Annotated in this window: 10 protein-coding genes; 2 read left to right on the forward strand and 8 right to left on the reverse strand. The window is 66.9% G+C overall.

What is annotated here, in order from left to right; translation table 11 throughout:
- Positions 1–7: 7 nt before the first annotated feature.
- Both GOY17_RS14985 and GOY17_RS14990 read left to right on the forward strand, forming a co-directional pair.
- On the forward strand, positions 8–3,016 hold the full coding sequence (locus tag GOY17_RS14985; RefSeq protein WP_157031001.1) for a TonB-dependent receptor domain-containing protein: 3,009 nt from the start codon (positions 8–10) through the stop codon (positions 3,014–3,016).
- 109 nt (positions 3,017–3,125) lie between these two features.
- Entirely contained in the window at positions 3,126–3,785 is a 660-nt protein-coding gene (locus GOY17_RS14990) for a putative 2OG-Fe(II) oxygenase (protein WP_157031002.1), read from the forward strand.
- Positions 3,786–3,878: 93 nt separating this feature from the next.
- Here the strand turns inward: GOY17_RS14990 and GOY17_RS14995 are convergent, their stop codons facing one another.
- From GOY17_RS14995 to GOY17_RS15030, 8 genes are all read right to left on the reverse strand, one after another.
- Entirely contained in the window at positions 3,879–4,796 is a 918-nt protein-coding gene (locus GOY17_RS14995; RefSeq protein ID WP_181902841.1) for a DUF4097 family beta strand repeat-containing protein, read from the reverse strand.
- 71 nt (positions 4,797–4,867) lie between these two features.
- Positions 4,868–5,389: a hypothetical protein gene (locus GOY17_RS15000; RefSeq protein ID WP_157031003.1), complete on the reverse strand. Its 522-nt coding sequence runs from the start codon at positions 5,387–5,389 to the stop codon at positions 4,868–4,870.
- Entirely contained in the window at positions 5,386–5,988 is a 603-nt protein-coding gene (locus GOY17_RS15005) for an RNA polymerase sigma factor (RefSeq protein ID WP_232338446.1), read from the reverse strand. The genes GOY17_RS15000 and GOY17_RS15005 overlap by 4 nt, the downstream gene beginning before the upstream one ends.
- A 26-nt stretch (positions 5,989–6,014) precedes the next feature.
- On the reverse strand, positions 6,015–7,595 hold the full coding sequence (locus GOY17_RS15010) for a tetratricopeptide repeat-containing sulfotransferase family protein (protein WP_157031004.1): 1,581 nt from the start codon (positions 7,593–7,595) through the stop codon (positions 6,015–6,017).
- Positions 7,592–8,623: a hypothetical protein gene (locus GOY17_RS15015; RefSeq protein WP_157031005.1), complete on the reverse strand. Its 1,032-nt coding sequence runs from the start codon at positions 8,621–8,623 to the stop codon at positions 7,592–7,594. Before GOY17_RS15015 ends, GOY17_RS15010 begins: the two co-directional genes overlap by 4 nt.
- Before the next feature lie 34 nt (positions 8,624–8,657).
- Complete coding sequence (locus GOY17_RS15020) at positions 8,658–9,242, reverse strand: 2OG-Fe(II) oxygenase (protein WP_115843392.1); 585 nt, start codon at positions 9,240–9,242, stop codon at positions 8,658–8,660.
- A gap of 7 nt (positions 9,243–9,249) precedes the next feature.
- On the reverse strand, positions 9,250–11,058 hold the full coding sequence (locus tag GOY17_RS15025; RefSeq protein ID WP_157031006.1) for a phosphoenolpyruvate carboxykinase (GTP): 1,809 nt from the start codon (positions 11,056–11,058) through the stop codon (positions 9,250–9,252).
- A gap of 57 nt (positions 11,059–11,115) precedes the next feature.
- A complete protein-coding gene (locus GOY17_RS15030; RefSeq protein WP_115843397.1) occupies positions 11,116–11,778 on the reverse strand; it encodes a TetR/AcrR family transcriptional regulator in 663 nt (220 codons plus the stop codon).
- Positions 11,779–11,959: the final 181 nt, after the last annotated feature.

Genomic DNA, 11,959 nt, shown 5'->3' on the forward strand with positions numbered 1-11,959 from the left:
GAGAGCGATGATCTTGAAGACAACAAAGCTCCGGGACGCAATTCGCGTAACGCTCGCACTGGGCACCACGACTGCGGCCGGCATGGGCGCAGCACAGGCCCAGGACCCTGCGCCCGCCCCCGCCCAGGAAACGACCACCCTCGACCGCATCGAAGTCACCGGTTCACGCATCAAGCGTGCCGACATCGAGACTTCGCAGCCGATCTTCTCGCTCAGTCGCGATGACATCACCGCACAGGGCCTCACTTCCGTCGGCGACGTGATCCAGAACATCACCGCCAACGGTTCCACGCTCAACACGACCTTCAACAACGGCGGCAACGGCGACACCGGCGTCAGCCTGCGCAACCTCGGCGCGAACCGGACGCTGGTGCTGGTCAACGGACGCCGGTGGGTCGGCGGCGCATCGGGTACGGGCCTGGGTGGCCAGGTCGACCTCAACTCGATCCCGACCGCGGCCGTCGAACGCGTCGAAGTGCTGAAGGATGGCGCCTCGGCGATCTACGGTTCCGATGCGATCGCAGGCGTGGTCAACATCATCCTGCGCCAGAACTTCGAAGGCGCCGAAGCCAACGCCTACATCGGCCAGTTCGACAAGGGCGACGGATTCCGCCAGTCGTACGACTTCACCATCGGCAGCACGTCCGACCGCTTCGCGGTGATGCTGGGCTTCGGTTACGTCAAGGAAGATCCGGTGATGGCGGGCGACCGCTACATCTCCAAGGAGCCGATCTACACCACCGGCGCAGCGCTCGGCGGCAGCTCGACGACGCCGAACGGCAATTTCTCGGTGCGTTTCGGCGAGTGCTTCACCGCATCGGGCGCGCCGTCGCGTTGCCGTCCCAACGGCACCACCGGCAGTTTCACCTACGATCCGGGCGCGGGCGCGGCGAACTGGCGCAACTTCACCGGCGCCGACATCTACAACTTCGCGCCGGACAACTACCTGCTGACCCCGCAGGAACGTCGCTCGGTGTTCGGCAATGCGTCGGTGGACATCACCGACAACGTGCGCTTCAAGACCACGCTGACCTACAACGAACGCCAGTCCGAGCAGCTCCTGGCGGCAATGCCCATCACGCTGGGCGTGCCGGTCGCCGGCACCAACGCCGGCAACGTCGTCATCAGTGCCGACAGCATCTACAACCCGTTCGGCGAGGACATCGACTGGGTGCAGCGCCGCGCGGTCGAAACCGGCGGTCGTCGCTTCAGCCAGGACGTGCGCACCTTCGCGATGAACGCGGGCTTCGAAGGCACGCTGAACTTCGCCGACAAGTACTACGACTGGGAAGCGGGCTACTTCTACGGACGCAACAAGGCCAACAACACCACCAACGGCCTGTTCAACGTGATCTCGCTGGGCAATGCGCTTGGACCATCGTTCATCGACGGCGCCGGCGTGCCGACCTGCGGAACGCCCGACGCGCCGATCGCCGGCTGCGTGCCGATGAACATGCTCGGTGGCGTGGGCAGCCTGACGCAGGAGATGCTCGACTACACGACCTTCGTCGCGCATGACGAGTACAGCTACACGCAGAAGACCTACTACGCCAACATCGGCGGCGACCTGTTCGACCTGCCCGGCGGTCCGCTCGGATTCTCGGTCGGCCTCGAACACCGTACCGAGGACGGCTACGACTCGCCCGATGCGCTGATCAATTCCGGCAACACCACCGGCAACGCACGCACCGCCACCAACGGCGGTTACGACGTGGACGAGGCGTACCTCGAACTCGCCATCCCGGTGCTCGCCGACGTGCCCGGCGCGAAGCTGCTCGATTTCTCGGTCGCCACGCGTTATTCCGACTACAGCAACTTCGGCGACACGCTCAACAGCAAGTTCGGTTTCCGCTGGAAGCCGATCGAAGACCTGCTGGTCCGCGGCAACTGGTCCGAAGGTTTCCGCGCGCCGTCGATCGCCGAACTGTTCGCCGGACAGGCCGACTCGTTCCCGCAGGTCAGCGACCCCTGCAACCAGGCCAACTTCGGCAACCAGACGCCCCCGGCACAGGCACGCTGCGTGGCGGAGGGCGTCCCCCCCGACGGTTACGCGCAGAACAACACGCAGATCCGCATCACCGTCGGCGGCAATCCGAACCTGCTGCCCGAGAAGGCCGAATCGACTACGGCAGGCCTGGTCTACAGCCCGAGCTTCGTCGAAGGCCTCGACGTTTCGCTGGACTGGTGGAAGATCAAGATCGAGGACGCCATCACCACCGTCGGCGCGACCGCGATCATCCAGCAGTGCATCGACTCCGGCGGCACCGGCGCGACCTGCGACCTGTACAGCCGCCAGCCCGGTGGCGAAATCCTCACTTTGCTCAACACCACGACCAACATCGGCGGCACGAAGGTCGAAGGCTGGGACATGACGGTGAGCTATCGCCTGCCCGAGAACTCGTGGGGCAAGTTCAGCTTCACGTGGGACACGACCTATCTGTCGGAATTCCTCAACGACAACGACGGCGACGGCATCTACGGCGAGGACATCTTCAAGGAGCCCGCGATCGGTTCGGCGATGGCGGCGAACGAAGGCGGCAACCTCGTCGGCGAATACGACGGTCCGAACCTGCTCAACTACTGGCGCATCCGTTCGAACCTCGCGGCACGCTGGGAAAAGGGCGACTGGGGCGCGACGTGGAACGTGCGCTACTACTCCGACCAGACCGAGCCTTGCCAGACCTTCGAGGACTACGGCTACGGTTGGCTCTGCACCACCACCGACCGCTTCCGCAGCATCCCGACCGATGCCAACGGCAACGGCACCTGGGACGGTACGGCCGGCGGCGACGACTTCACCGTCGTCGCGGCGAACGAGCACCATGTGGGCGCCTCGACCTTCCATGACGCGAGCCTCTACTGGAACGCGCCGTGGAATGCGAAGGTGACCGTCGGCATCAACAACATCTTCGACAAGAACCCGCCGATCGCGTACACCGCCTTCGCCAACTCGTTCGATCCGCAGTACGACGTGCCGGGACGCTTCTTCTACTTCCGGTATTCGCAGAAGTTCTGATCCTTCCCCGCGAAGGTTCATTCGCAGCGGCCCCGCAAGGGGCCGCCGCTTTATCCGGGACGCGCCGACCGGGCTAAACTCGGCATTCCCAACGCGCCGCAGCGATCGCATGAGCTTCGAGATCAGCCCCGTCTTTTCGGTCCCCTTCGCGCAGGACATGCTGCCCGACGCTGCCGCGCTCAACCCGCAGCTGCGGGCGCTGATCCTGTCGCGCGAAGCCGAAGGCGCGCGCTACGCCAATCCGAATCCGTCGCTGCAGCAGCAGCCTGGCGTGTTCGAGAGCGACTTCAACCTGTTCGCCTGGCCGGACGCGTGCATCCAGCAACTTCGCCAGTTCTGCTGGTCGGTGCTCGGCCGCACGATCGCCGACCTCAACGGCTACAGCGCCGAGGAAATGAAGCGGCTGCAGATCTTCTCGCACACGTGGTTCCACGTGACGCGCAACGGCGGCTTCACCATCAACCACACGCATCCGATGGCGTCCTGGTCCGGCGTGTACTGCGTGGATCCGGGCACCACGCCAGCCGATCGCCCCGAGTCGGGCGTGCTGCGGTTTCACAATCCGCACCACTACAGCAACTATTTCCTCGACGCCGGCAATGCGCGCTTGCGCGCCCCGTACCATCACGGCACATGGAACATCCGCTTCCAGGCCGGGCAACTGGTGCTGTTCCCCTCGTGGTTGCAACACGAGGTGATGCCGTTCTTCGGCGACGACGAACGCATCACCATCGCGTTCAATTGCTGGTTCGGGATGAAGAACGGCTGACGTCGCGCACTGTCGCTGCTGTCTGTCACAGCCATAAAAAAGCCGCCAAAAAGGCGGCTTTTTTTGCATTTTTTCGCAGGCGTTTTGACGCGCTCATTCCAGGCGAAGCGTCGCATCTCCGGAGAAGCTTTCGATCGACACGTCGCCATCGCCGTTGCCGTAGCGGTGGTCGAAGCTCGAACCCGGACCATGCTTCGGACGATTGATCTGCGCGCCCGGTGCGGCCAGGTCGCCGCTGAAGCTTTCGCCGCGCACGTTCGCCGACAGATTCTTCGGCAGCGTGAGGTCGAGGTCGCCGCTGACGGTTTCCAGCGTGACGCGTCCGTTGTTCGCCAGCGCGGTGTTGATGCGGATGTCGCCCGACACCGTGGAGCCGGACAGCTTCTGCACGCGCGTGTTGAGCGTGCTCACGTCGACGCGGCCCGACACGGTTTCCACGCGCACCTCGCCGTCGAGGCGGCCGCGCAGGTTGAGGTCGCCGCTCACCGTTTCCGCGCTGACGCGGCTGGAGTTGACGGTGAGCATCAGGTCGCCGCTGACGCTGTCGAAGTCGGCTTCGCGCGGCGCGGCGGCGACGGTCACCTCGCCGCTGACCGAGTCGATGGACAACTCGTTCGACGCGACGCCTTCGACGTTGACGTCGGCGGAGACCACGTCGATGTCGAGGTCGGCGCGGATCGGCACCATCAGGCGCAGGTCGGTCGGCTCGCTCTTGTCGCCACCGCCGAACACGCCCATGCCGCTGCGGTTGGGGTACTTCACGCGGATGCTGAGGTGTTCGCGGTCGCCGTCGATCTCCAGTCGCTCGACGCCTTCGCCGAGGCTGCCTTCGATCTTCACCTCCGGCTTGTCCCAGGCGCGCACTTCGACGCTGCCCTTGACGTTTTCGATCTCGACCCGGCCACGCGGGTCCAGCGGACGCGACTCGTTGATCGGCGTGGCGGCGAAGGCGCCGTGCGCCGTCAGCAGGGCCAGGCCGAATGCGAGGCGTTGGATGTGGGCGCGGGTCATGGACGTTCTCCGGGAATCAGGCTTCGGTTCTTGGGTGGTGAAAGTGGTCAGCGGCATCTGGATGGCACCGGTCATGCGTAGGCGACGCGTTGCGCCAGTGCCAGGCGCCGTGCGTAGGTCTTGCGAAGCTGTTCGAGCAGCAGGCGCGAGTTCGGATCGTGCGCCAGCGCGTCGAGGATCAGCGCGGCGTTGCGGTCGAGTTCGTCGAACGCCGGCTGCAATTCCGCCGGCGGCCGGCCCGTACCGACTTCGATCATCGCGGCCTGGTACTGGCGGCGCATGCCCTGCGCTTCCAGTTGCACGAGCGTGTCGCGCTGCGCGGTCGCGTTGCCGGGAAGCGCCGGGCCTTCGCCACCGCTGCGCCACAGCCCGATCACGCCGACGGCGAGCACGAGGGTGGCGGCCATCGCGACCGGCGCGATCCAGCGCGGACGCTGCTTCTGCACCTGGCGCGGCTGCGCCTGGATGCGCTCGGCGATGCCGGCCCAGAGGTCGCGCTCGGGCGCTTCGTCGCGGCGCATCGCCCGCAACTGCCAGCGCAGCGCATCGGGGAGGTCGTCGCGACCGGTGTTTTCGGTGTGGTTCGTGTTCATGCGTGTGCCTCCAACCGGTCGCGCAGCAGGTTGCGCGCGCGGTGCAATTGCGCCTTCGAACTGCCGACCGCCATGCCGAGTTCGGCGGCGATCTCCTCGTGCTTCCAGCCTTCCACGTCGTACAGGACCAGCACCGCGCGGGCGCGCGGCGGCAGGCTGGCGACGGCGCGTTCCAGGTCCATGGACAGCGCGGTGGTATGTCCGGCCGAATCGGCACTGCCGATCAAGTCGAAAACTTCTTCGTCCGAGTCGCCCTCGTCCTGCGGGCGGCTGCGGCGGCTGCGCAGTTCCATCAGCGCGGTGTTCACGGCCAGCCGGTGCAGCCAGGTCGAGAACGCCGACTCGAAGCGGAACGCCGGCAGCGCCTGCCATGCGCGCACGAAGGCTTCCTGCGTCAGGTCCTCCGCACGGGCGCCATGGCCGCCAACCAGGCGGGCGATGACGCCGTGGACGCGCCCGGCATGGCGGCGATACAGCGCCTCGAAGGCGCGCATCTCGCCGCGCGCGGCCGCCGACACGAGGCTGCGTTCCTCGCTGCCGTCGTCCGGGACGGCGGGGGCATCGGTCAGGCTTTCGGTCACGACGGTCAGCATGTCCATATGGATGCGCCGGACGGGGCGCGGGTTTAAGGGGACGCCTGCGGCTCGCGCCAGGGCGCCAGGGCCTCGAGCAGCGGACCCAGCCTGTCGGCGTACGGGGCCCAGGCCGCCTTGCGGTCCTTGATGATGCCCCCGCGCATCTGCGGGCTGCTGGCGGTGGCCACGGCGCCGGGGCGGTCGAGCGTGGTCGCGGCCGTGTCCCAGGGCAGCTCGCAGAAGGCGAGCACCCGGCGCATCACGCCTTCCGGATCGGCGACCAGCTCGTCATAGCGCACGTCCATGATCCGGCCCGGCATCACCGCGTGCCAGTGGGCCATCAGGCCCCTGTACTGGCCGTACCACTCGGCCAGCTCGCGCTGGTCGTAGGAGAACGTGTTCACGTCGGAGAACATCGTGCGCAGGTTCGAGAAACACGTGTCGACCGGATCGCGCACCATGTGCAGGATCCGCGCATGCGGCAGCGCGCGGGCGATGAACCCCAGGTGCAGGAAGTTCGACGGGAGCTTTTCGGTGAGCACCGCCCTGCCCTTCGCGCGCGCCGCCGTGTGTTCGAGGAAACGACGCCCGAGCGCGGCGTAATCGACCTTGTCCGCCCGGCGCACGAGTTCGGCGTCGAGCACGCCGCGGCTGCGGTAATCGGCGAAGTAGCGCATCTGCGAGGCGAACGAATACGTCTCGCCGCCGTCGGTGACGTCCGGATGCCCGCCGAGCAACTGTTCCAGGAGCGTGCTGCCGGAGCGGTGCATGCCGACGACGAACACCGGACGGTACGGCGCCGGTTCGTCTGCGTGCGCATGCCCTGCGGCGACGAAGCCGGCATCGCACAACTTCGCCAGGCCTTCGTACATGCGTCGCGCATCGGTCCGGTCGTGCGGCGACAGCTGGCGCTTGGTGCGGCAGGCATGTTCCAGCGCCTGCCACGATTCGTCGTACGCGCCGATGTCGTGCGCCTCGTTGTGCACGGCGTAGGCCAGGTACACGCGGCTTTCGCTGCCGGCCGGGACGCGCGGGATGAGCGCCTTCATGCGCGCGACGTGATTGTGCTCGGGGGTCTGCTTGCGCAGGCGCGAGAGCACCCAGTGCGCCTGCGCGTACGTCGGCAGGATCGCGATGCACTGTTCGAGTTCGTCTTCCGCCTGCTCCATCTGGCCGAAGAACATGTGCACCACGCCGCGGAAATAGCGCGCCGGCGCGTGGCGGGGATCGCGTTGCACGGCGAGGTCCAGCAGCTGCATCGCCAGTTCGTTCTCGCCGCTGGTGCTGACGAGCATCGCCACTTCGGTGAGCCATGCCGCCGAACGGCGTTCCTGCCAGCGCGAATGCACCAGGCACTCCATCAGCAGCGCAGGCTCGTTGAACAGCCGCAGCGCACGCGCGAGGTTGAGCACGGCCTCGTCGCCCTGCGGACGTGCGGCGAGCGCGCGAACGGCGTACTCGCGCGAATCGCGATAGCGCCCAAGCGACAGCGCCATGCGCGAGGCGCGGAGCATCGCCATGACGTGGTTCGGATCGTGTTCGAGCACGCCGTCGTACGCCGTCAGCGCGGCCGCCCATTGGCCCTGCTTCGCGTAGGTCTCGGCGCGCTGCCAGAGCGTTGCGGCGTTCATGTCCAGTCCCGTGGCGGTTGCATGGGCAGTGGCGATCCCAGGTGCGGCAGCACGAAGCGCTGCGCCCAGTCGCGGGCGCGTGCGAGTTCAGCCCCGAAGCGTTCCTGGACCATGCGCGCTTCCCGTGCGCGTTGCTCCGCACTGTATTCCACCGACATCGCCTTCGCATTGCGGTGAGCGACCTCGCGCGCGCGAAGGCGCAGCGCGTCTTCCGGCGACGGCATCCGCCACCAGCGCGCGCAGGCGACGACGACGTTCTCGGGATCGTCAGCGAGGGTCGCGAAATCGAGCACGCGCACGCGTTCGCCAAAATCGCGCACGAGCCCGGCGAGCAGGTCGCGCTGCGCCGCCCATTGCAGTGCGACCGCGCACAGCAGGTCCGGCGGCTGCAACGCCTGCGCCGGAAGGCGCTGATGGAGCGTTCCGGCGCTCAGCGCGCGCTCGGCGAGTTCCGGTACTTTTGCCTGCGTTTCCGTGGTTTTCTTGATGTTGGAGACAAGGAAATCGTCCAGCGTCGAAGTCAGCAGCACCGCGCGGCTTTCGGGGGATGCACGCAGCAGGTCCGGCGCGATGTTGAGCGCCGCGTGCGTGGCCTTCACCAGCACACTGCCATCGGGCGTCCACGGACGCGAGAGCAGGCGTACCGTCGTGTCGCACAGCCCGTCGATCGACCAGCCCGAATGACGTGCATCGCCGAGGCGCCGCAGCACCAGCGGTTCCTTCAGCGCGACCTGGAGATCGGGCACGTGCGCGGCGCGCGCGAGCAGCGTCGAGCCGCAGAACGAGGTGTGGAACAGCCAGGCCGGCGCGCGCTGCGACGGCAACCCGGCGAAGCGGTCGGCTGTCACGTGCTCGATCGACGCGAGCGTCGCGTCCAGACGCGTGTCGAGGAAGGTCGAGCGTTCGAGCACTTCGACGTCGAGTGTCGCCATGTCGAAGCGACGCTCCGGCACGTGAAGGTCGACGGGAAACCAGCGCGCATCAGGCGCACGCACCGGCAACGTTGCATCGAAGCTCGCCGTCTCCACGCGCCCTCCCGGGATGGTTGCCTGCTCGGGTGCGTCAGGCGGGAGCGCGCTGGCGCTCGAACTTGATCGCGAACGTGTACCGCGGCGCGTAGCAGATGCGGTTCGGCGGGCGGCCGACATGCTTGATCGCGCCGTCGAAGATCACCAGCCTGCCCGGGCGCGGCTGCACTGCCGCAGCGACTTCGTCGTTGGCGTCGAAAAACATCGTCTCGCCGCCCCATTCCAGGTCCCAGTGCTCGCACAGGTACCACAGCGCGGTGAGGTCGTGCTGGTCCGGGAGGCAGTCGGTGTGGCTGAAAAGCATGTCGCCGAAGGTCGCGACGTTGGTGTACGCGCGGTACGGGCGGTAGCCGTACTCGCGCGTGGTGAAGCCGAGCACCGCACGCGCGGTGACGTCGAAAATCGGCTGCTGCACGAGCGCTTCGAGCTTGATTTCGGTCGCCCAGTGCTTGTGCTCGGCAGTTTCCGGCCGGGCGACCTCGGTGCGCGTGAACGCGGCCTTGGCCAGGCCGCGCACGTAATCGGCCACATTGGGCAGGTGGCCGTCGAACACCCGCAGCGGGCGGCCGTCGATCTCGAATTCACGACTGGCCGCGAGCGCGGCGGGGTTCGGTGTCATGCAGGCCTCAGTTCTGCAGCGCCTTCACGATGCGCTGCTGTTCGTCCTTCAGCGCCTGCGGCATGCGCGGACCGTATTCGTCCAGGTACTCGCCGATGCTGGCGAATTCGGCCTGCCAGCCTTCGCGTTCGAAACCGAACAGCTTCGCGCGCGCTTCGTCAGTGAGTTCCACGCCGTCGAGGTTGATCTCGTCGTCCTTCGGCAGGTGGCCGATCGGCGTTTCGACCGAACCGGCCTCGCCCTTCACGCGCTGGATCATCCACTCCAGCACGCGCAGGTTCTCGCCGAAGCCCGGCCACAGGAACGAACCGTCGTCGCCCTTGCGGAACCAGTTGACGTGGAAGATCTTCGGCAGCTTCGCGCCCGCCTGGTCGAAGGAGAGCCAGTGCGTGAAGTAGTCGGCGAAGTTGTAGCCGCAGAACGGCTTCATCGCCATCGGATCGCGGCGCATCACGCCCACGGCACCGGTTGCGGCAGCGGTGGTTTCCGAGCCCATCGCGGCGCCGACAAGCACGCCGTGCGTCCAGTCGCGGGCTTCGAACACCAGCGGCACCAGCGACGGACGACGACCGCCGAAGACGATCGCGCTGATCGGCACGCCGGCGGGGTTTTCCGCTTCAGGCGAGTAGCTCGGGCACTGCCTGGCGCTCACGGTGAAGCGCGAGTTCGGATGCGCCGCCGGGCCCTTGGCCGCCTCGTACGGGTTGCCGCGCCAGTCGGTGGCCGGCTGCTGGCCGTCGTCGAGGCCTTCCCACCACGGCTGGTTGTCGGCGGTGACGCCGACATTGGTGAAGATCGTGTTGCTCTGGATCGACTTGAGCGCGTTCGGGTTCGACTTGGCCGACGTGCCCGGCGCGACGCCGAAGAAGCCGGCCTCCGGATTGATCGCGTACAGGCGGCCATCGGCGCCCGGGCGCATCCAGCAGATGTCGTCGCCCACCGTCCAGACCTTCCAGCCATCGGCGCGGTAACCTTCCGGCGGAATGAGCATCGCCAGGTTGGTCTTGCCGCACGCGGACGGGAATGCCGCGGCGATGTAGTGCGTTTCGCCCTGGGGGTTTTCCAGGCCGAGGATCAGCATGTGTTCGGCGAGCCAGCCTTCCGAACGGGCCTGGTGCGAGGCGATACGCAGCGCATGACACTTCTTGCCCAGCAGCGCGTTGCCGCCGTAGCCCGAACCGAACGACTTGATCGTCAGTTCTTCCGGGAAATGCATGATGAAGCGGCGTTCCGGATCGAGCTCGCCGATCGAATGCAGGCCGCGCACGAACTTCCCTTCGCGCTCGATGCGCGCCAGCGGAGCCGCGCCCATGCGCGTCATGATGCGCATGTTCGCCACGACGTACGGGCTGTCGGTGATTTCCACGCCGCAACGCGACAGCGGCGAATCGATCGGACCCATGCAGTAGGGGATCACGTACATCGTGCGGCCCTTCATGCAGCCGTCGAAGAGCGCGTCCATCTTCGCGTGACCATCTGCCGGCGCCATCCAGTGGTTGTTCGGGCCGGCGTCGTCCTGCTTCGTCGTGCAGACGAAGGTGAGGTGTTCGACGCGGGCGACGTCGTCCGGATGCGAGCGGTGCAGGTAGCTGTTCGGGTGCGTGGTCTCGTTGAGCTTGATCAGCGTGCCGTCGGCCTGCATCTGCGCGATGAGCGCGGCGTTCTCGGCATCGCTGCCATCGCACCAGTGGATGGCGTCGGGCTTGGTCAGCGCGGCGACTTCGGCGACCCACGCATTGAGCGCGGCGAGCTTGCTGCCTTCGCTCCCCGGGGCGACGGCAGGTTGTTTGGCGACGTCATGGGAAATGGCATTCATTGCGGAACTACCTCCAGCGGGGGCCGGCTTTATGGGAAATCTGGCTGACGATCGGGCTCATGCTGAAGGAATCAGCGTGGCCATCATGTGCTCGACATAGGCCTCGAATTCGTCGTGCTGCATGCGCGCCTGGTGCAGCTGCAGGTTCAGCTGCAGGAAGCCGACATAGGCGGCGTACAGCAGGCGCGCGCGGTGCTGGGCGTCGGTGCGGCTGAGCCCCGCCTGGCGGAACGATGCGGTGAGGTACTCCAGGCGACGCTCGGACACGCGACCGATCACCGGCTGCACCGCCGGATGGTCCAGCGCCTTGAGCAGCTCGGAATAGATGACGTGCGACTTGAATTCGTGCGCGACCAGCGTGAACAGCGCGCGCAGGCGCTCGCGCGGGTCGGAAATGGGTTCGAGCTGGCCGAAGACGGTTTCCTGCTCGACCTTCTCCCAGCGCTCCAGCGCCGCGACGAGCAGCGCATCGCGGGACGGGAAATGCCAGTAGAAGCTGCCCTTCGTCACGCCGAGCCGGCGCGCGAGCGGTTCGACCGCGACCGCGGCGACGCCCTGCTCGGCAATGAGGTCCAGCGCGGCCTGGGCCCAGTCGTCGGCGCTCAGGCGGCCGGTGCGTTCAGGCGCGGATCGTGCCTGTGCCGTCCTCTCGCCGGTTGCGCGTTCGCCGGGACGGTCCTGTCCGGCTCCTTCGTGCTTGGTCTGGGCGTCTGAGCTCATGGTTTCCAGTTTAACCATACGCCAGCGGCGGGAACAGTATGCAGGCCGTCAAGAACCCCGAAAGAAGGCATGAAGGCGGGCCGGTCTGGCAAAGGTGCGGTTGACAGTAGCGCGGCGATCTTACCATACTCGCCCGTATGGCAAGCGTTTGATGCGCGCGCTTGAATGCCGAGCGGTAAAC

The organism is Lysobacter soli, from assembly GCF_009755585.1.
Lineage (GTDB): Bacteria > Pseudomonadota > Gammaproteobacteria > Xanthomonadales > Xanthomonadaceae > Lysobacter_J > Lysobacter_J soli.

Coding starts and splice junctions, on each gene's coding strand:
- GOY17_RS14985 (WP_157031001.1), top strand. CDS start 8: ATGATCTTGAAGACAACAAAGCTCCGGGACGCAATTCGCGTAACGCTC.
- GOY17_RS14990 (WP_157031002.1), top strand. CDS start 3,126: ATGAGCTTCGAGATCAGCCCCGTCTTTTCGGTCCCCTTCGCGCAGGAC.
- GOY17_RS14995 (WP_181902841.1), bottom strand. CDS start 4,796: ATGACCCGCGCCCACATCCAACGCCTCGCATTCGGCCTGGCCCTGCTG.
- GOY17_RS15000 (WP_157031003.1), bottom strand. CDS start 5,389: ATGAACACGAACCACACCGAAAACACCGGTCGCGACGACCTCCCCGAT.
- GOY17_RS15005 (WP_232338446.1), bottom strand. CDS start 5,988: ATGGACATGCTGACCGTCGTGACCGAAAGCCTGACCGATGCCCCCGCC.
- GOY17_RS15010 (WP_157031004.1), bottom strand. CDS start 7,595: ATGAACGCCGCAACGCTCTGGCAGCGCGCCGAGACCTACGCGAAGCAG.
- GOY17_RS15020 (WP_115843392.1), bottom strand. CDS start 9,242: ATGACACCGAACCCCGCCGCGCTCGCGGCCAGTCGTGAATTCGAGATC.
- GOY17_RS15025 (WP_157031006.1), bottom strand. CDS start 11,058: ATGAATGCCATTTCCCATGACGTCGCCAAACAACCTGCCGTCGCCCCG.
- GOY17_RS15030 (WP_115843397.1), bottom strand. CDS start 11,778: ATGAGCTCAGACGCCCAGACCAAGCACGAAGGAGCCGGACAGGACCGT.